Annotated in this window: 16 protein-coding genes; 11 read left to right on the top strand and 5 right to left on the bottom strand. The window is 68.0% G+C overall.

Going from position 1 to position 19,621, the window contains the following annotated elements; genetic code table 11:
• Positions 1-51: 51 nt before the first annotated feature.
• From WAS25_RS13750 to WAS25_RS13770, 5 genes are read left to right on the top strand one after another with little or no spacing between them, the layout of a single operon-like run.
• Entirely contained in the window at positions 52-885 is an 834-nt protein-coding gene (locus WAS25_RS13750) for a cyanophycinase (protein ID WP_422313062.1), read from the top strand.
• Positions 882-2,378, top strand: a complete 1,497-nt coding sequence (locus WAS25_RS13755) for a M14 family zinc carboxypeptidase (RefSeq protein WP_422313064.1) — start codon at positions 882-884, stop codon at positions 2,376-2,378. The genes WAS25_RS13750 and WAS25_RS13755 overlap by 4 nt, the downstream gene beginning before the upstream one ends.
• A gap of 35 nt (positions 2,379-2,413) precedes the next feature.
• The gene (gene iadA, locus WAS25_RS13760; protein ID WP_422313066.1) at positions 2,414-3,580 is read left to right on the top strand and encodes a beta-aspartyl-peptidase; all 1,167 of its coding nucleotides are present in this window, start codon (positions 2,414-2,416) and stop codon (positions 3,578-3,580) included.
• Positions 3,577-5,028 carry a YfcC family protein gene (locus tag WAS25_RS13765; protein ID WP_422313068.1) on the top strand — a complete coding sequence of 484 codons (1,452 nt, stop codon included), beginning with the start codon at positions 3,577-3,579 and terminating at the stop codon, positions 5,026-5,028. The genes iadA and WAS25_RS13765 overlap by 4 nt, the downstream gene beginning before the upstream one ends.
• Positions 5,025-6,572: a M20/M25/M40 family metallo-hydrolase gene (locus tag WAS25_RS13770; RefSeq protein WP_422313070.1), complete on the top strand. Its 1,548-nt coding sequence runs from the start codon at positions 5,025-5,027 to the stop codon at positions 6,570-6,572. The genes WAS25_RS13765 and WAS25_RS13770 overlap by 4 nt, the downstream gene beginning before the upstream one ends.
• A gap of 104 nt (positions 6,573-6,676) precedes the next feature.
• Here the strand turns inward: WAS25_RS13770 and WAS25_RS13775 are convergent, their stop codons facing one another.
• Positions 6,677-8,014, bottom strand: a complete 1,338-nt coding sequence (locus WAS25_RS13775; RefSeq protein ID WP_422313072.1) for a CapA family protein — start codon at positions 8,012-8,014, stop codon at positions 6,677-6,679.
• Between the two features lie 114 nt (positions 8,015-8,128).
• Between WAS25_RS13775 and WAS25_RS13780 the strand changes: the two genes are divergently transcribed.
• The 4 genes from WAS25_RS13780 to WAS25_RS13795 all read left to right on the top strand — a co-directional run bounded on the left by WAS25_RS13780 (position 8,129) and on the right by WAS25_RS13795 (position 11,426).
• The gene (locus tag WAS25_RS13780; protein ID WP_422313074.1) at positions 8,129-8,722 is read left to right on the top strand and encodes a methyltransferase domain-containing protein; all 594 of its coding nucleotides are present in this window, start codon (positions 8,129-8,131) and stop codon (positions 8,720-8,722) included.
• A 72-nt stretch (positions 8,723-8,794) separates the two neighbouring features.
• Positions 8,795-9,814 (top strand): ABC transporter substrate-binding protein, encoded by a 1,020-nt coding sequence (locus WAS25_RS13785; protein WP_422313076.1) that lies wholly within the window; start codon positions 8,795-8,797, stop codon positions 9,812-9,814.
• Positions 9,811-10,629 (top strand): ABC transporter permease, encoded by an 819-nt coding sequence (locus tag WAS25_RS13790; protein WP_422313078.1) that lies wholly within the window; start codon positions 9,811-9,813, stop codon positions 10,627-10,629. Before WAS25_RS13785 ends, WAS25_RS13790 begins: the two co-directional genes overlap by 4 nt.
• Positions 10,626-11,426, top strand: a complete 801-nt coding sequence (locus tag WAS25_RS13795; RefSeq protein WP_422313080.1) for an ABC transporter ATP-binding protein — start codon at positions 10,626-10,628, stop codon at positions 11,424-11,426. The genes WAS25_RS13790 and WAS25_RS13795 overlap by 4 nt, the downstream gene beginning before the upstream one ends.
• 28 nt (positions 11,427-11,454) lie before the next feature.
• Here WAS25_RS13795 and WAS25_RS13800 read toward each other — a convergent pair whose 3' ends face one another.
• Entirely contained in the window at positions 11,455-11,778 is a 324-nt protein-coding gene (locus tag WAS25_RS13800; protein ID WP_422313082.1) for a hypothetical protein, read from the bottom strand.
• 76 nt (positions 11,779-11,854) lie between these two features.
• Between WAS25_RS13800 and WAS25_RS13805 the strand changes: the two genes are divergently transcribed.
• Entirely contained in the window at positions 11,855-12,868 is a 1,014-nt protein-coding gene (locus tag WAS25_RS13805; RefSeq protein WP_422313084.1) for a bacteriohemerythrin, read from the top strand.
• Positions 12,869-12,875: 7 nt separating this feature from the next.
• On the opposite strand, the gene WAS25_RS13810 is transcribed toward WAS25_RS13805, so the two are convergent.
• Together WAS25_RS13810 and mutS are read right to left on the bottom strand one after the other, a co-directional pair.
• Positions 12,876-13,352: a pyridoxamine 5'-phosphate oxidase family protein gene (locus tag WAS25_RS13810; RefSeq protein ID WP_422313086.1), complete on the bottom strand. Its 477-nt coding sequence runs from the start codon at positions 13,350-13,352 to the stop codon at positions 12,876-12,878.
• Positions 13,349-15,868, bottom strand: a complete 2,520-nt coding sequence (mutS, locus tag WAS25_RS13815; RefSeq protein WP_422313088.1) for a DNA mismatch repair protein MutS — start codon at positions 15,866-15,868, stop codon at positions 13,349-13,351. The genes WAS25_RS13810 and mutS overlap by 4 nt, the downstream gene beginning before the upstream one ends.
• Before the next feature lie 78 nt (positions 15,869-15,946).
• On the opposite strand from mutS, the gene WAS25_RS13820 reads away from it, so the two are divergent.
• A complete protein-coding gene (locus WAS25_RS13820; RefSeq protein WP_422313090.1) occupies positions 15,947-17,044 on the top strand; it encodes an NAD(P)/FAD-dependent oxidoreductase in 1,098 nt (365 codons plus the stop codon).
• Positions 17,045-17,073: 29 nt separating this feature from the next.
• Here WAS25_RS13820 and WAS25_RS13825 read toward each other — a convergent pair whose 3' ends face one another.
• Positions 17,074-19,551 (bottom strand): ATP-binding protein, encoded by a 2,478-nt coding sequence (locus WAS25_RS13825; RefSeq protein WP_422313092.1) that lies wholly within the window; start codon positions 19,549-19,551, stop codon positions 17,074-17,076.
• Between the last annotated feature and the right edge of the window lie 70 nt (positions 19,552-19,621).

A 19,621-nucleotide genomic window follows, 5' to 3' on the forward strand; every position in this document is an offset into this window, starting at 1 on the left:
GCCGGTCTTCCGGCCCGTGGGTGTGCCGATCCAGCACCGGAAGGACCCGTCATGTACCGAAGTTTTCTAGGATTCGCCTTCGTTCTTGCCACGACCCTGGTAGCGGCCACCCCACCCCCCAAGGGCACCCTGGTCATCGTCGGCGGGGGCGGGATGCCGCAGCCGATCCTGGATGCCTTCCTGAGTGCCTCCGGCGGCAAGGGCGGCGTGGTGGGCATCATCCCCACCTCCACCAGCGATCCGGACGGGGCCCTCAAGGAGTGGAAGGAAGATCTCGAAAAGGCGGGCCTGGTCTTCGTCGCCCTGGACGTGCGGGCCCGGGAGCAGGCCTCCCAGCCCGAGCTGCTGGAGCGGGCGAAGCGCTGCACAGGGTTCTGGTTCTCGGGGGGGGACCAGAACCGTGTGGGTGACTGCATCGTGGGTACCCCGCTCCAGTGGGTCATCCTCGAACGCTACGCCGCGGGGGCCGCCATCGGCGGCACCAGCGCCGGGGCCGCCATCATGTCGAAGGTCATGCTCACGGGCGATGACCGGCATGGAAAGAACGAGTGGGCCGAGTTCGGGCCTGGGGCCTACCGCACACGGGAAGGCATGGGCTTCCTCCCGGAGGGCGTGCTGGTGGACCAGCACTTCCTCCGGCGGAGTCGGCAGAACCGCCTCTTCAGCCTGATCATGGAGCGCCCCGACCACCTGGGGCTCGGCATCGACGAGGCCACCGCCCTGGTGGTGAAGGAGGGGAAGGCGACCGTGGTGGGCAACCGCTCCGTGATGGTCTTCGATCCCGCCGGCATGACCGTGAACGGCGGGGCCCTGCGCGACCTCCGGGTCCATGTGCTGCGAACTGGGCAGTCCATCGACCTGACCACTCGCAAGGTCGCCCCTTGAGCCGCACCGCCCGCTTGCTCCGCGCCGCCGGGCTGCTCCTGGCATTTGGAATCACTGGCACCGCCGCTCTGCCCCCAGCGCCCTTTCCGGTGGACCACCGCGCCATGCGCCGGACCGTGTCCTACGAGGAGATGCTCACTTTCCTCAAAGGCGTGGCGAAACCCGGCTTCATCACCATCACCGAGGAGGCCAGGAGCATCGAAGGCCGAAAGGTCCTCCTGGTGCGCCTCAACCGCGGCGGGGTCAAGGCCCGCTTCAAGGTGCTCTACTACGCCCAGCAACACGGGGACGAGGTGGCGGGCAAGGACGCCCTGCTCACCCTGATCCGCGACATCGCCGAGCGGCCCGCACAGCTACCCGAGGATGTGGATCTCTACCTCATGCCCATGCTCAACCCGGACGGCGCCGAGGCCCACCGTCGCGTCAACGGCGCCGGTGCGGACCTGAACCGCGACCACCTGCTGCTCGCCCAGCCCGAGACCCGGGCCCTGCATCGGGTGGCCCGCCGCATCCGCCCACACCTGGCCGTGGATAGCCACGAATTCGGCCGGGATAACGAGGACTACGCAAAGCGCGGCTGGGAGGCCTGGCCGATCATCACCATGGACGGCTGCAACCATCCGCTGATCCCTGACTACCTCAAGGGCGCGGCCCTGGAGGCCGTGACCACGGCTGCGCCCATGCAGCAGAGGGCCGGCCACGCCTACCGCCGCTATATGGTGGGCGGCCCCCCGCCGGACGAGGAGATCAGGCCCTCCACCTCGGAGGTGGATGATGGCCGCAACGGCATGGGCACCCTGGGCGCCCTCTCGTTCATCATCGAGGCCGGGGTCCGCCACCGCGCCCCTGACCCCCAGGCGGATCTGGGCGCGAGGGTGGACGGCTACCGCATCCTCTACCGGCACCTGCTGGGGGATCGCGTTTGGCGCGACCGGGTCCTGAAGCTGGCAGAGCGCGCCCGCCGGGAGCCGCTGCCCCCCTTCATCGCCACCAACACCTTCTGGGCCAACGCCGGTGGCAGGGTCAGCGCAGTGAAGGTGCGCGAGCTGGGCACGGGCCGCACCCTCGAGGTGCCCACGGCCATGGTCATGACCGACCTGGTGGTGAAGGGCAGCGTGCCCACCCCCCTGGCCTATGCCATCGAACCCTCCGCCGCCACGCGCTTCCTCCCCGTGCTGGAGGCCCAGGGCCTGCGCTTCGAGACCCTGGCCTCGCCCCGCCGCGCCAAGGTCGAGCGCGTCCAGTTCCTCCGCCTCGAAGCGCCATACGACGACCTGTACCAGCGCTACAAGGACCGCCAGATCGTCGCGCGCCAGCCCCAGGCCGACGTCGACCTGCCCGCCGGGACGCTCATCGTCCCCCTGGATCAAGACCTGGCCCGCCGCGCCATCCAGGTGCTCGAGCCCTGCCTGCTCTATGGGCTCTACGGCTACCCCGGCTTCCGCGAGCTCGCCAAGCCCGGCGCGGACCTGCCCGTCTCCCGAATCTTCTGAACCCGCTCCGGGCCCTGGGCCCGGAAGGAGTCCCCATGCTGCTATTGATCAAGAATGCCGACATCTACGCCCCGGAACCGGGTGGGCGCTGCGACCTGCTGCTTGGCGGAGGCAAGATCCTCCGCATGGAAGCCGACATCCGAATCCCCCGCAAGTACTGCGAGGTGATCGACGCCCGGAACCTCCGCGCCGTCCCCGGCTTCATCGATGGCCACGTGCACATCATGGGCGGCGGCGGCGAGGGCGGCTTCGCCACCCGGACGCCAGACCTGCCTCTCACCGATGCCATCCAGGGGGGCGTCACCACCGTGGTGGGCTGCCTGGGCACGGACGGCTACACCCGGACCATGGCGGGCCTGCTGGCCAAAGCCAAGGGCCTGGACGAGGAGGGCATCAGCACGTTCGTGTACTCCGGCTCCTACGGCGTGCCTCTACGCACCCTGATGCCCACCCTTGAGGAGGACCTGCTCTTCATCGAGAAGGTGATCGGCGCCGGTGAGGTGGCCCTGTCGGACCACCGCTCCAGCCAGCCCACCTTCGAGGCCTTCGCCCAGGTGGTGGCCATGGCGCGGCGGGGCGGCATGCTGGCGGGCAAGGCGGGCATCGTGAACGTGCACCTGGGCGATGGGGCCCGGGGCCTGGACTTTCTGCGCAGGATCTTGGCCGAGACCGAGCTGTCCGCCACCCAGATGCTGCCCACGCACATCAACCGCAACCCGCACCTCTTCGAGGAGGGCATCGCCTACGCCAAGGCCGGCGGGTTCGTGGACTTCACCACCTCCACCCTGCCCTCCTACCTCGAAGGCGGGGAGATCCCCTGCGCCAAGGCCCTGCGCCGCATGCTCGAGGCCGGCGTGGATCCCGGCCACATCACCTTCACATCCGATGGCCAGGGCAGCCTGCCGGACTGGGACCTGAACGGGAAGCTGCAGGACATCTCCGTGGGCCGAGTCACCTCGCTCTTCCCCGCCGTTCGCCAAGCGGTGCTGGAGGAAGGCGTGCCCTTCGAGACCGCCCTGCGGGTCATCACCGCCAACCCCGCGCGCATCCTCAAGCTGCGCAACAAGGGCCGGCTGGCGCCGGGCCTGGATGCAGACCTGGTCCTCCTGGACCCGCAGAACCTGGAATTCCTTACGGTGGTGGCCAAGGGCCGCCTGCTCATGAAATCAGGCAAGCTGTTGGCGAAGGGGATGTTCCAGTGACCGACCAAGGTTCCAACCCGGCAGCGCAGCCCGCGGCGCCCTCTACGGGCCTGAAGATGCCCCACACCCTCGTCATCGTGGGGGCCCTCATCGTGCTGGTGCTGATCCTCTCCTGGCTGGTGCCCTCGGGCGAGTTCCAGCGCATCGAGAAGCTGCTGCCGGACGGCAGCCGCCTGAAGGTCCCCGTGGACGGCACCTTCCAGCAGCTGCCCAAGACCTACCTGGGACTCCAGACCCTCTTCCTGGCCCCCATCAAGGGCTTCCTGGATGGGGCGGGCCTCATCTCGTTCCTGCTGATCATCGGTGGCAGCTTCGGAATCTTCCAGGAGACCGGCGCCGTGGAGCAGGGCATCAAGCGGCTCACGGTCCATGTGCGCCGCCATCGCATTCTTGAACTGCTCTTCATCCCGGTGCTGATGACCGTGTTCTCCCTGGCCGGGGCCGTGTTCGGCATGGCGGAGGAGCTGATCCCCCTGGTCATGATCTTCATCGCCCTGTCGCGGGCGCTCGGCTACGACTCCATCGTGGGCACCGCCATCCCCTTCCTGGGCGCGGCGGCGGGCTTCGCCTGCGCCTTCTTCAACCCCTTCACCGTGGGCGTGGCCCAGGGCATCGCCGGCGTCCCCATCTACACGGGCCTGGGCTACCGGGTCTGCGCCTGGGTGGTGGCCACCACCGTGGTCATCGCCTACGTGATGGTCTACGCCGCCAAGGTCAAGAAGAACCCCGAGCTGAGCCCCGTCCGCGACCTGGACCTGGCCCGGGAGACCCCCAGCTCGGCGGGTGCCGGCGAGGACTGGAACGCCTCCCACATCCTCGCCCTGCTCACCTTCCTGGGCGCGCTCATCCTGCTGGTCTGGGGCGTGCTGAAGCACCACTGGTACCTGGAGCCCATCGCAGCGCTGTTCCTGGGCATGGGCATCCTCATCGGGCTCATCAGCCGGATGGGACCAAGCACAATCGCCAAGCACTTCGTGGCCGGGGCCAAGGACATGGTGGGCGTGGTGTTCATCGTGGCCTGCGCCCGGGCCCTCCTCGTCATCGCCAACGACGCCAAGATCATGGACACCCTGCTGCTCTACGGCTCCAACGCCATCCGCGTGCTGCCCCATGCCATGACGGCCCAGGTGATGTTCCTGGTGCAGTGCGTCATCAACTTCTTCATCCACTCGGGCACCTCGCAGGCAGCGCTCACCATGCCCGTCATGGCGCCTCTCTCGGACCTGGTGGGCATCACTCGCCAGACCTGCGTCTACAGCTTCGCCCTCTCCGAGCTCATCAACCCCATCCTGCCCACCAGCGCCGTCACCATGGGCATCCTGGGTGCCGCCAAGATCCCCTGGGAGCGCTGGGCCCGATGGTTCCTGCCCCTCATGCTCATCCTCGTGGTGCTGGCCTTCCTGCTGCTGGTGCCGCCGACCCTCTTCTTCCACTGGGGCCCGGTGTGAGGCGGGTGGGCACCCTCGCCCTCCCCTTCCTGCTGGTCGGCTGCCTCCTGGCCCAAGGGTCGAGTGGCGACTTCGTACGCGCCAAGGAACCCGAGACCAGGTCCGGACCGATGAGCACCGCCCTGGAGAGCCTCGATGCTGCCCGCCTCGCCCGCCACATGGCCTGGCTCGCCGATCCCCGGCGCGAGGGGCGGGGCCTGGGCACCCGGGGCCTGAATGCCACGGTGCACCATCTCAAGGACCAGCTGCAGGCCATGGGCGTCCCGCCCCTGGGCACCTCTCCGCTCCAGGCGGTGCCCCTGCGCGAGGTCCGGCCCGGCAAGGGCTCCATCCGCCTCCGCACCACCTCGCACCTGTTCACCTTCCACGCCGGACAGGACGCGGTCCTCCCCGCCATTGAACCTGGCGTCCTGTCCGGGCCAGTGGTCTTTGTGGGTCACGGAATCCAGGAACCCACGCTGGGCCACGATGACTTCCGCGGCCTCGAAGTCCGGGGCCGGATCGTGGCCTTCCTGGACGGCCTTCCCCCGGGTGAACCCTGGAAGAAGCCGGAGCTGATCGAACGCTACGCCTCGCCTCGCCCCGCGGACCGCTACGACCAACGGCTGGCCCTGCTGGAGAAGCTGGGGGCCAGGGGGGCCATCGCCCTGGAGACTGGGCTCGACCAGCGCATCCGCGAGGGCAAGGAGCCCGCCCTGCCCTATTTCCTCGCAGCCAGAGGCCTCCCCCGCAGCGGAGAGCCACCCCTGGCCCGCGTGGCCTTGACGGCGGAGCTGCGGCAGGCCCTCGAGACAGGACAGGTTGAGACAGCCACCCTCAGCATCCGTGGCCGCGAAAAGGATCTGCTCGGCTTCAACGTGCTCGGCCGGCTGGAGGGATCGGATCCGTCCCTGCGCCAGGAGGCCATCCTCATCGGCGCCCACATGGACCACCTTGGCAAGCCGAACGGCGTGGTGCATCCGGGGGCCGATGACAACGCCTCCGGCGTGGCGGCGCTGCTGGAGATCGCCCGTTCCTTCGCCGGGACTCCCATCCGCCCCAAGCGCACGATCCTCTTCGCCTTCTGGACGGGCGAGGAGGAGGGCAAGTTCGGCTCGGGCCACTACACCCGCCATCCCCGCTGGCCCCTGGCCACCACCAGGGCCTACCTGAACCTCGACATGATCGGTCATCCATGGACTCCGGCGGATCTCCAGGCCCTGGCAGCGGAAGCCAAGGCGCCCGCGGCCTTCCTCGACGGCCTCGATCCCGCCCGCTTTGCCGAACCCGGCCTCTCCTCGGCCCATCGTGACCTCGGCCCCATCCTCCGGCAGGCGGGCCTGGGCACGGGCATGTCCCTGCACCTGGACTGGACGGATGGCCGCAATGGCGGCAGTGACTACCGCGACTTCGCGCGGCTCGGCCTGCCCTTCGTGCGCTTCTTCGGCAGCTACTTCCCTGAGTACCACAAGCCCGGCGACACCCTGGACAAGCTGGATCCCGAGCAGGTGAAGCGCATGGCGAGGCTCGTCCTCGCCACCGCGTGGCTGCTGGCAGATAGATGAGGCTCCTGTAACCAAGGGCTGTGAGGTCTCACCTACCGTCGATCTGTTCTCACTTTTCTTGATCGGGGTGCGTCGGTGGCTGGTCCCTCCATTGAAGAGGCAGGTCAGGGAAGCACCACTTCTGCGTACCAGCCCTTGCTCACGATCTTGGTGCCATAAGGTTCTGACAGTTTCTGCATGCGCGCGAGGATCTCGGCGCCGCGCTTCGTGCCGGCCAGCTTCGGCACGCCGTAGAGGGGACCCTCGTCGTCGATGGTGATGGGTAGCAGCTGGATGCGCTTGAGCTTGCCCTGGTTCGTGACCATGCGAACCATCACGGACTCCAGCACCTCGCGGGACTCGCGGCGGTCCCACACGGAGACGTTGAGGGGCCTGGGCATCTCGATGTCGCGCTGGTGCAGGATGTCCGCGGGGATCCGGTCCGGGGTCCGGTACTGGTAGATGAAGTCGCCCAGGCTATAGAAGATGGGCCGCCCCTTGTAGAGCTCGATGCCGCGCAGCACGTGGGGGCCGGTGCCCAGCACTATGTCAGCTCCAGCCTCGACGGCGCGGCGGAACATGATCTCCTCGTTGGGCGGCGTCTTGTCCTGGATGCCGAAGGCGCGGTGATGGGTCACGTCGTGGTTGTGGATGGACACCAGAAGCAGGTCTGTCTTGCGCCGGGCCAGGAGGATGTCGTCCTCCATGACTTCCACGTCGGCGGCCAGAGGGCCTTCCACCTTCTCCGCCTTGCCATCCTTCGCCACCAGGATCACGGCGGGGTCGATGGTGGAGAGCGAGGGCGCGTTCGCATCCTTGGCGCGATACTTGGCGGTCCAGTAGCGCATGTAGGCGAGGAGTCCCACCGTGGTCCTGTGGCCCGCCAGTTCGGTCTTCCCCAAGGCGTGGGCCTCGGCCAGGGTGGCGCCGGCGCCGGCGTGGGTGATGTTGGCCTGATCCAGGGCCTGCAGGCACTCCTTCAGGCCCTCGGGGCCGAAGTCCAGGGCGTGGTTGTTGGCCTGACTCACCAGGTTGATGCCGGTGCGGGCCAGCTCCCAGCGGAAGTCCCGCGGTGCGCGGAAGTTGTAGAAGGGGCGCTGGAGCTCGGGCCGGTCATTGAGGGAGAATTCCATGTTCCCGTAGGCCACGTCGGCTTCCTGCATGATGCGGAAGAGGCCAGCCCGGTCGGGATCCGGAAGCTGGGTGATGGGCTGGTTGAAGATCATGTCGCCCACGGCGGTGAGGGTCAGGTCGCCCGGCTCCTCCTTCAGGAGCTCCGTGATGCGCCCGGCCCAGTCGATGCGCTCGGCGGGCTCGGGAGGATGGACACGCCGCAGGTGGATGGCGCGGGCATCGTCCTTGCCCAGGCCGGTGGCGGCTTGGGCCTGGGCCGGCACCGCCAAGAGGGCCAGCAGGGCCGCGCCCAGCGGCAGGCTGCAAAGGCTTCGGTGCCTCATGCTCATGGGGTGCTCCTGTCTCTGCATTGTAGATTTGCACAATTTTGTTTCATTTTTTGGCCATGCGCAAAGTTATTCGCGCAAATTCCCGGACGACATGCAGGGCCCTATCCTGGAGCGATGACAACCCATCCCGACTACTGGAACCAGCTCTACCGGGACGAGGGCCGGCCCGGCTGGGACATGGACGGGGCCACGCCCCTCGTGCGCGAGTTGCTGGGCCTAGCCCAGCCCCTGGGGCTGCAGGCCGGCTGTGACCTGGTGGTGCCCGGCTGCGGCTACGGCCACGATGCCGCGGAACTGGATTCCGTGGGCTTTTCCGTTACGGGCCTGGATTTCGCACCCCTGGCCATCCAGGGCGCCCGGTCGCGGTACGGGGACCGGGTGGCCTGGTCCCAGGCGGACTGGTTCACCACAGAACTGGGCCCCTGGGACGCCATCTTCGACCACACCTGCTTCGTGGCCATGGACCCGGCCCGGCGCCCCGCCTATGTGGAAGCCTGCGGCCGCCATCTGCGGCCCGCTGGTCTGTGGCTGGCCGCCTTCTTCCACGATGTGAACGGCCGGCCCGGGCCGCCCCACGCCATTCCCATGGCGGACCTGCGGGGGCTGGTCGGGCCCCACTTCGAGGTCCTGCACCTGGCGGCAGCGACGACCAGCCATCCGCGCCGCGCGGGCCGGGAATACCTGATGGTGGCCCGCAAGCGGACCTGAGCTCAGCCGTCGGGGCGTCCCCTCCGAATCGGGCACGGTTCGTTCTACAATCGGGGAAACCCCGGAGCGACCATGCGCACGAAGACCATCCTTGCCCTGCTCTGCCTTTCTTTGTCCGCGCTGCCGGCACAGGACCTGGTGCGCCTCGGCAACCTGAAGTTCGCCCACTATGGTGCCGTGTCCTACATGAAGGAGCTGGCGCCCAAGTACAAGCTCAAGATCGAGGAACGCATGTTCGCGAAGGGCATCGACATCAGCCCGGCCATCGTGGCCGGCGAGATCGATGCCAGCGCCTCGGCGCTGGACGCGGCCGCCGCGGGCCGGGCCGCAGGGGTGCCCATCTACGTGGTGGCGGGCTTCGCCAAGGGCGGGGCCCGCATCGTGGTCAGCGCCGGTTCGGGCATCAGTTCCCTGAGGGACCTGAAGGGGAAGAAGGTGGGCGTGGCCCGGGGCGGCGCCCAGGAGCTGCTACTCCTCGCGGAGCTGGCCCAGGCGGGCCTCACCTGGTCTGACAAGCCCGGGAAGGACGTGCTGGTGATGTACCTGCCCTTCGCCGACCTGAACCAGGCCCTCATGGCCAAGAACATCGACGCGATGTGCCAGAGCGAGCCTTACAGCTCCCAGGCCATCAATCGGAAATTCGGCGTCGAGCTCATGAAGCCCTACGACACACCCCTCGGCGAGCCCATCCGCGCCCTGGTCATCACGGAGAAGCTCTACAAGGAACGGCGTGACGTGGCCCAACGGTTCCTCCTCTGCTTCGTGGAGGCCACCAAGAAGTTCATCGATGAACCGGCCTTCGCTGAGAAGTACGTCCGCGAGGCCATGTTCAAGAACCAGATCACCTCCGACGACTACCAGGACGCCATCGGCAACTCCCCCTTCAGCTACGACATGAGCCTGGAACACGCCCAGATCACCGTGGACCTCATGGCCAAATATGGCGTCGGCAAGATGGCCAACCCACCGAAGGCCGCCGACTGGGTCAAGCTGGACCTCCTGGCCGAGGCGAAGAAGCAGCTGAACATTGATCAGCCCAAGCCTGCGGTCCCCGAAAAGGGCAAGAAGGCCCCGAAGGGCAAGAAAGGATGAAGCGCATCAAGAGCGCCGCCTCCGGCATCCTCGTCCCCCTGGCGGCGCTGGCCCTCTGGCAGCTGCTGTCTTCCATGGGCTGGGTGAATGCCGTCATCCTGCCTTCCCCCATGCAGGTGCTCACCAAGTGGTGGGCCTACCTGCGGCCCCTGGAAGCCTTCGATCCCACCCAAGGCTCGTACCTCCGGTGGTGCTTCACCGGGGAGCTTATCCAGGATGCGCTCGGCAGCCTGTACCGCGTGCTGGTGGGGTTCCTCATCGGCGGCGGCCTGGCGCTGCCCCTGGGGCTCGCCATGGGCTACAGCAAGCTGGTCTATGGCCTGTTCAATCCGCTCATCCAGGTGCTGAGGCCCATCCCGCCCATCGCCTACATCCCGCTTTCCATCCTCTGGTTCGGCCTCGGCAACCCACCGGCAATCTTCCTCATCAGCATCGGGGCCTTCTTCCCGGTGCTCATGAATACCGTGGCGGGCGTGCAGAACGTGGACAGCATCTACCTGCGAGTGGGCCGCAACCTGGGCGCCTCGCGGCTCACCCAGTTCACCCGCATCATCCTGCCTGCCGCCACACCCTACATCTTCACCGGGGCCCGCATCGGCATGGGCACGGCCTTCATCGTCGTGATCGTGTCCGAGATGATCGCGGTGAACAACGGCCTGGGCTACCGCATCCTCGAGGCCCGGGAATATCTCTGGTCCGACAAGATCATCGCCGGCATGTTCACCATCGGCCTGCTGGGCCTTGGCATCGACACCCTCATGAGCCGCCTCAGCTCGCATCTGCTCAAGTGGCACCGCGGCCTGGAGCAGTCATGAGCGGTGCCAGCCACATCTCCGTCCAGGGCGTGCACAAGGTCTTCCAGAGCGGGGGCCAGGAGGTCCACGCCCTGAAGGCCATCGACCTGGAGATTCCCCGGGGCGAGTTCGTCTGCCTGCTGGGACCCTCGGGCTGCGGCAAGTCCACCCTCCTGAACGCCGTGGCGGGCTTCAGCCTCCCCACCTCCGGGGCCATCACCGTGGACGGCGCGACCATCCTGGAACCTGGGCCCGACCGGGGCATGGTGTTCCAGGAGTACGCCCTGTTCCCCTGGATGACGGTGGAGCAGAACATCGCCTTCGGCCTCCAGATCAAGCGTACCGACAAGGCCGCCCTGCAGGCCAAGGTGGACGAGCTGCTGGTGCTTCTGAACCTCCAGGACTTCAGGAAGCGCCATCCCAAGGACCTCAGCGGCGGCATGCGGCAACGGGTGGCCATCGCCCGGGTGCTGGCCATCGACTCCCCCATCATGCTCATGGACGAGCCCTTCGGCGCCCTGGACGCCCTCACCCGCCGCAACCTGCAGGACGAGCTGCTGCGGCTCTGGACGGAGCTGAAGAAGACCATCCTCTTCGTCACCCACAGCATCGAGGAGGCCCTCTACCTGGCCGACCGCACGGTGGTGATGACCTACCGGCCGGGCACCATCAAGCGCGACCTCGTCATCGACCTACCCCGCCCCCGCGACGTGGCCAGCCCCGCCTTCAACTCCCTCAAGAAGGAGCTGAGCCAGCTGCTCATGGAAGAGCAGAGCCGGCACCAGCAGGATGAGTTCAAGGGCGCGGCGGTGGACTAGGAACTGGTCCCGGGTTCGGGACCTGACTTCAATTCACGATCTTGGGCGGCAGTGGCAGGTCCACGGGGCCTCGCCCACGCGTGGCCAGACCCACGGCCAGGGTCCAGAAGGGGGCCATGTTGAGGTAGGGGACCCACTCCGTGAGAAACGACGGCAGGAAGGCCCAGTGGAAGCCGAGCATGGACCACATGACGACCATCATGACCAGGTCCAGCCCGGCGCCCAGGAGCCAGCCGACCGGACCTGTTGCCGTGGCCGGGACCTGGATGGCGTCCACGGCCAGCGCGATGGCCCAGGCTATCCGAATGCGGGTTTGCGAGAGCGGTGGCCTGGGCAGAGGTGATGGAACCATGGCGGAAGTCTACAGGATTGGGACTGCGGCGCTGAGGAACCGATGAGCGGGAGAAGAGCTTCCACAAGGACGCACCATGGCCCACATCCAATGGAAAGACCGCTACAACATCAACTTCCGTGAGATCGACGCCCAGCATCAGGGGCTGCTGGACCTGCTCAACGAGCTGAGCGACCACCTGGACGGCCGCAAGCACCCCGATACCGTGACCTACATTTTCGAGGCGCTGGGGGAATACGCGCAGACCCACTTCAGCAGCGAAGAGCGCTACATGCGCGCCGCGGGCTACCCCAAGCTGGCCCAGCACTGCCAGGAGCATGTCTTCTTCGTGAACCGGGTCAAGGAGCTGAGCAAGAGCTACGACCCGGGCGATCCCCGGGTGGTGGACGAGACTGCAGCGTTCCTGCGGGACTGGTACATGAACCACATCATCAAGGTGGACCAGGAATACGGCCCCTTTCTCAAGCGCGCCCTGCCCACGGCTGCCATCGAGGGCATCCTCCTCGGACTGGAGGGTGTGGTCTGCACCCTGGATACCGCCCCGCTCATCCAGGCCATGGCCGAAGGTTCTGGCAAGTCCGAGGATGAGGTCCGGACGGCCCTCCTGGAGGCCCCGGGGTTCCTGACCCAGCTCGAATCCGGTCATTGGGACCTGGAGCGCTTCGAGGTGGAATGGACCGGCTGGGCCGGGCAGGCAGCCGCCCCCGAGAGCCTCGCCTCGGCCTATGGGGCCTCCTACTCACCCACTCCCGCCATGGCGCAGCTGGCCGCCCGCCTGAAGCAGCACCAGCCCGTGGCCCTGGTGGGCAACGCCGCCCCCTGGATGCGCAGCCAGGTCCTCGGCCGACTGGGACTGGCTACCTCTTTCACCGCAAACGCCCTCTCCTGCGAAGCCGGAGCCCGGCTGCCGGACAAGGCCCTGCTTCTCGCCGGGGCCTCCAGCCTCGGGCTGGCCCCCGGGGCCTGCATCCTCATCCACCGGGATCCCGCCTGCATCGAGGCCGCCCAGGGGGTTGGCATGCAGACGCTCGAATACACCAACCCGGTGATGCTCATGGCGGAGCTCCGGCGCATGGGCATCGGGTTCTAGGGCGGCTTCAGGCTCGGGCCTTGCCTGTGGCCCGCAGAATCCGGATACGCAGCACGCTGGTGCGGCACAGGTCCTTGTCCACTTCCCGCGCCACCACCTCGGGGTGTTCCGCCGCGAAGCGCAGGCCCAGCGCACGGAGGAGGCTGTGCTTCTCGACCTCGTCCACGACCAGCTCCGCCCGGCCGAACACGATGACGCTGGCGTAGCGGGTGGCCAGTTCCAGGGGCAGGGTTTCGGCCAGGGTGACGGCACAGTATGAGACCCGCGGATTTGAGGTCAGGTTGTCCAGCTTGTGGCCCGCGGTGGCGCAGTGGATGACCAGGTCCCCGTCCACCACCGCGTGGTTCACGGGGACGGCGTAGGGCCAGCCCTCGGCGTCCACGGTGGCGAGCACGCCCCATTCCGCCTCCCGCAAGAGATCGAGAGCTTCCGCCTCGCCCAGCTCGCGGTCGCGCCGGCGCATGGGGTGGCTGGGCACGGTCATCGTCGCCTCAAGGCGATCCAGTTCAAGGCCTCGATGGGCGTCATGCGGTTCAGGTCCAGGGCCTCCAGTTCGGACCGCAGGGCATCGGGTTCGACATCGAACAAGGGCAGCGCGGGCTGGGAGGGCATGGGTGCGCGGGGCGGGGCTTCGGGTGCCTGGGCCAGCAGGCGCTGGGCCTTCTGGATGACCGACTTGGGTAGGCCGGCGAGGCGCGCCACCTGGATGCCATAGCTGCGATCCGCCGGGCCCTGGGCCACGCGGTGGAGGAAGTGCAGCTGCTCCTCCCACTCCTGCACCTCGACGTGCAGGTTCTGGATGCGGCTGTCATCCGCCAGCTTGGTCATCTCGAAGTAGTGCGTGGCGAAGAGGGTGCGCGGCGCACCGCCTTTGAGATCGCGCAGGAAGAGCGCGATGGCCTCCGCCAGGGCGAGGCCGTCCCGCGTGGAGGTGCCACGGCCGATCTCGTCCAGGATCACCAGGCTGGCGGAGGTGGTCTGGTTGAGGATCCGCGCGGTCTCGGTCATCTCCACCATGAAGGTGGACTGGCCCTTGGCCAGCTGGTCCGAGGCGCCGATGCGGGTGAAGATGCGGTCCACCAGGCCGAAGCGCATGAGCTCGGCGGGCACGAAGGAGCCGGTCTGGGCCAGCACCACCAGCAGGGCCGCCGTGCGCAGGAAGGTGGACTTGCCGCCCATGTTGGGACCCGTCACCACGGCCATGGGCTGCTGCGCGCTGAACTGCAGGTCGTTGGGAATGCACTCGCGGCCCAACCTTGCCTCCAGCATGGGATGGCGGGCCGCCGCCAGCACCAGCTCGCGCTCCTCGCCCAGCTCGGGCCGGGTCCAGCCCGAAAGCCGGGCCCGTTCCGCCAGGGCGGCCAGCACATCCAGCGCTGACACGGCCCGGGCCAGGGTGATCAAGTCTGCCCGATGCTCCAGCACCAGGGCGAGCAGGCGCTGGAACTGGATGGCCTCCAGCCGGGCCTGGTCACTCTCCGCGCTGAGCAGCCGCTGCTCGAAGGCCACCAGCTTCTCAGTGGTGAACCGCTCGGCATTGGCCAGGGTCTGCTTGCGGAGGAAGTGGGCCGGCACGGCCCCCAGGTTGGATTTCGTGATCTCGAAGTAGTAGCCGAACACCCGGTTGTACTTGATCTTCAGACTGTTGATGCCGGAAGCAGCCCGCTCCTCCTCCTCCAGCTCCAGCATCACCTGCTTGGCATCCCGGGCCAGGCGGCGCACGCCATCGAGTTCCAGTTCCACGCCTTCACGGATGACGCCGCCCTTCTCGAGGTCGAGGGGCGGAGCTTCTGCCAAGCAGCGTTGGAGCTCGGTGAGCAGCGGCTGGCACAGCGGCGTTTCTCCGGGCCAGAGGCCGAGATCAGCCACTTCCGTGGCCCAACCCTCGTCCTGGATCCGCGCAGGCAGTTTCTGGAGCACGGCCAGCCCCTCGCGCAGCTGGGCCAGTTCGGGTGGCGTGGCGAGGCCCAGGGCCACGCGGCCCAGCAGGCGGTCAAGGTCGGGCACCTGGGCCAGCAGGGTCTGGATGGGGCCGCGGCGACGGTCCTCGGTCAGCCAGGCCACCTGGGACCAGCGGCGTTCCAGGGCGGAGCGTTCCCGTAGCGGCTGCTCCAGCCAGGCCTTCAGCAGGCGGGAGCCCATGCGGGTGCGGCACTGGTCCAGCAATGCCAGCAGCGAACCGGCCCGGCCACCATCCATGCCATTGGTGAGGACTTCGAGGTGCCGGGCGCTGGTGGCATCCACCAGTGGGCCGGAGGCGCCGAGCTCCAGGGCCACGCCCTGCAGGTGGGCGGGGCGGCCCTTCTGGGTGGCTTCTACGTGGTCGAGCAGGGCCGCCAGGGCGCCCAGCGCCGCCGGATAGGGGTCCAGGCCCACACCCTCCAGGTGCTGCCAGCCGAAGAAGGCCAGCACCTGCTGCTTGGCGCGGGAGGCCTCGAAGCGCCAGGCGGGCAGCCGGGTGCGGGCGGCCTCCAGGTCCGCGATGTCCTCGGCCCCCTCGGCCAGGATCAGTTCCTGGGGCTCCAGCCGCTCCAGGGTGGCCTGCAGGGCCTCCTGGCCCTCGCCGGGCAGCACCCGAAGGGCCCCGGAGGCCAGCTGCAGCAGGGCCAGACCCCAGGTGGTGCCGGTCCGATGCAGGGCGCAGAGCCAGCGGGCATCGTCGTCCAGCCAGGTGCCGGGCGTGATGATGCGCTTGATGGCGCGGGGCAGCAGGCCCTTCACTTCCTCCGGCTTGGCCGTGGGCTCGGCGATGGCCGCGGAGAAGCCCGCCGCCAGCAGCTTGGGCAGGTACGATTTCAGCGCGAAGTGGGGCACGCCGCACATGGGCGTCTCCGCCTCCGTGCCCTTGCCCCGCATGGTCAGGGCGATCTCCAGCACCGGCGCCGCGCGGACCGCGTCCTCCCCCAGGATCTCGTAGAAGTCCCCCATGCGCGTGAGCAGCACAGCGTCCCCCGCCTCGCGCTTGAGGCCGGCGATCTGCTGCAGCATGGGAGTGGACATGGGGAGACCGGTTTTGGGCGGGAGGAGGACGAATCCTCGATCTTCCCACAGGCCCGGCGTTGCCGCGAAGATGGAGCCATGGAACGGGTGGAGTGCATTGTCGTCGGCGCTGGCGTGGTGGGGCTGGCCATCGCCCGGAAGTTGGCGATCCAGGGCCGGGAGGTGGTCGTCCTCGAGTCGGAGGACCGCATCGGCACAGGCATCAGCTCACGCAACAGCGAGGTCATCCACGCGGGGATCTACTACCCGAAGGATTCGTTCAAGGCCCGGCTCTGCGTGGCGGGCAACCGGGCCCTCTACGCCTACTGCGCCGAGCACCACGTGGACCACCACCGCTGCGGCAAGCTCATCGTGGCCACAGACGCCAGCCAAATCGAAGCCCTGCGCCAGCTCCAGGCCCGGGCCGCGGCCAATGGCGTGGCGGACCTCCAGTGGCTCGATGCCAAGGAGGCCTTGCGTCTGGAGCCGCGCCTCCACTGCTCGGCGGCCCTGCTCTCCCCCAGCACCGGCATCGTCGATAGCCACGGCCTCATGCGCTCCCTCTGCCTGGAGGCGGAAACCGCAGGCGCCACGGTGGTGCGGAAGAGTCCCGTGCTGGGCGGCCGAGCCACCCCGCAGGGGCTGGAAGTGCGGGTTGGTGGCAACGAGCCAATGACCCTGCTGGCGCGGCGCGTCTTCAACGCCGCTGGGCTGGGCGCCCTCGCCCTGGCACACGCCTTCGAGGAGGCGCGTCCCGCCAGCCTGCCGCCCCTGCCCCGTCGCTTCGCCAAGGGCAACTACTTCAGCCTGACGGGCGCCTCGCCCTTCTCGCGGCTGGTCTATCCCATTCCGCCCCTCGGCGCGCTGGGCGTGCACCTCACCCTGGACCTGGCTGGCCAGGCCCGCTTCGGGCCGGATGTGGAGTGGATCGACCAGGAGGACTACGACGTGGATCCCCACCGCGCCGACAGCTTCTACGCCGAGGTCCGCAAGTATTGGCCCGGCCTGCCGGACGGTTCGCTGCAGCCGGCCTACGCGGGCATCCGTCCCAAGCTCCACGGCCCCGGCGAGCCCGCCCCGGACTTCCTCATCCAGCGGGAAGCCGACCATGGCGTGCCGGGTCTCGTGAACCTGCTGGGCATCGAGTCCCCGGGCCTCACGGCCTGCCTGGCGCTGGCAGGGGAAGCGGCGGGATGAAGTGAAGAGGCCTTAAGGAGGATCGCCCTTCACGGCCTGTCGAGAACCCGTCCCACCGCCCCCAGCAGATCCACCGAGGAATAGGGCTTCGGCAGGAACGGGAAGTCGAGGGGGGCCTGGCCCTGGGCCTGCAGCGTCTCCTCGGTGTAACCGGAGACGAAGAGGCACTTCGTTTGGGGATGCTGGGTTCTCATCCAATCCGCCAAGTCGAACCCGCTGATGCCAGGAAGCATGACATCGGTCAGCAGCAGGTCGAGGGCCGCCAGCGTGGCGGCGGGGAGGGCCTTGGCCTCGGCTCCCGTGGCAGCCATATGCACGGTGTAACCGGCGCTTTCTAGAATCTGCCGGGAGAGCGAAAGGAGGGTCGGGTCGTCCTCCACGAGGAGGATGTGCTCGCCCCCCTTTCTGGAGGGGGCAACGCCAGCCAGGGGCCTTGCCTCGGCCGCACCGTCAGCCTTGGGAAGCAGGATCCGGAATACGGTTCCCGTGCCGACCTCGCTGTAGACAAGCACGGCCCCTCCAGCCTGGCGGATGGTGCCCTCCACCATGGCCAAGCCCAGGCCGGTACCTGTGCCCCGCTCTTTCGTAGTGAAGAAGGGCTCGAAGATGTGCTTCAACACCTCGGGAGGGATGCCACTGCCAGTGTCGCTGACGGAGATCTGGCAGTAAGGCCCCGGGGGGACTTCCCGGCCATGGGCGATCAGCGGATCCAGGTCGATATTGGCGGTCTCGATAGTCAGGCGCCCCCCCTTGGGCATGGCATCCCTGGCATTCACGATGAGATTGACCAGCACCTGCTCCAGTTGCCCTGGATCAACCTTCACCTTCCAGGGCGCATCGACTCCCTTCCAGGTCAGCTGAATCCCCTCCCCGATCACCCGCTCGATGAGCGGGTGGAGTTCTGCCAGCAGCGCTGCGGGATCCACCACGATCGGCTGCATGACCTGACGGCGGGCGAAGGCCAGCATCTGCTTGGTCAAGTCGGCGGCCCGCCCCCCCGCCTTGACCACCTCCCCTGCCTGACGCTCCACCCTGGAGCCAGGTTCGACGTTGCCCTTGATCAACTCGCCATACCCGATGATGGCCGTGATGATGTTGTTGAAGTCGTGGGCCACACCGCAGGCAAGGCGTCCCATGCTCTCGAGCCGCTGGGTTCGGGCCTGTTCCGCGTGGCGCTGGTCGAGCTCCGCCACATTCCAAAGCACCTGGGATGCGCCGATGACGAGGCCCGCCCCATCCTGGAGCGGGGCGTAGGATGCCTCGTAGGCAACCATGTTTCCATCCTGGGTCGGGAGCGACACAGACTCCCGGAAGCGGTCACCAGCCAGCGCTCGTCGCCAAGCGCCACCCCCCAGGCCACCATCCCCGGCAGAGGAGCTGACCAGGTCCACCTGCGTTCCAAGAGTCGCGGCCCCGCTGGTTGAGTGCCCGACCAGTTCAGCCCAGGCCGGGTTGAAAGCGACCAGCCGCAGCTCGGAATCCACCATGGCCATGGGGTCGGAGCTGCCCTGGAACTGCGCCTGGATGCGCGCATTGGAAACTGTCAGTGCCTGCAGGGCCTCGGCCAGCCGAAGGGCCGCCGAGCGTTGCTCCCGCAGGGTCTGGGCAAGAACCATCATCGAGAGCGAGGTGACCATGCAGAAGGCCTGGCACCAGAGCATCCGAGAGAAGGGGTCCGCCGACGTGGCGATGAAGGGTCCCCTTCCGTAGGCAGTGGCGGCCACGCTGACGGCCGTCAAGAGCACCGTGCCCCAGGCCGTCCAAGCGGGTCCCAGCCGAAGGGCGGCCCAGCCGAGGAACGGGAGCGCCGCCAGGAGCAACAGCACCTGGGAGGCGCCGATGGGAATTCCGTTCATATGGACTTCCCAGAGCACTGCCCCAAAGGTGAGGAGGAATAGGAGGCCTTCCAGCTTCACGCCGGGGGAGGGCGTCGCCGTCTCCTGCCGCTGCTGCGCGCTGAAGAGAAGGGCTGGTGTCAGCACGGAAGATGCCATCAAGTCCGGCGCCCACCAGTTCCACAGTGCCGGAAAAAATGGGAGGCCAAACAGCCCCCGCTGGGCAAGTCCGCCGAGGACACCGCCCACCAGGGTTGAGCCGATGGCGCTGGCCGTCACGATGGTCCCGAAATCCGCCAGGCTGCGAATGTCCGGGCTCCTCCCGTCCAGCCACCACTCGACCAGCCAGGCCCCAAGCCAGGCCTCGATGGCCATGATCGGAGCGAAGGTGAGGTGGGCAACCAGGATGGGACGGCCAAAGACCTGGTCGGCGGTGAAGTCAGCGACCAGGATGCCGAGGGCAAGCCAGGGGCGCTGGTGCCGCGGGGTCAGGAGCATGGCCGCGAGGGCGAGGCCGCTGGCCGGGAAGAAGGCCACCACGGCCTCGGTCCTCGGAAAGCCAGCCAGCGTCAGCGAGGACAGGAGGAAATAGCCCAGGGCCGTGCCCAGGAACCACGACAGGGTCCGCTCCGGGATGAGCCTGGGTGCCTCGGCCGTCGATAAAGCTGCCATGGCTGGCTTTTCGTCCCGAACTTGCCAAATCTGTACATCCGCCACTCAGTCGCGCGCCCGAGTCAGGGTG

The organism is Geothrix sp. (assembly GCF_049292215.1).
GTDB lineage: Bacteria > Acidobacteriota > Holophagae > Holophagales > Holophagaceae > Geothrix.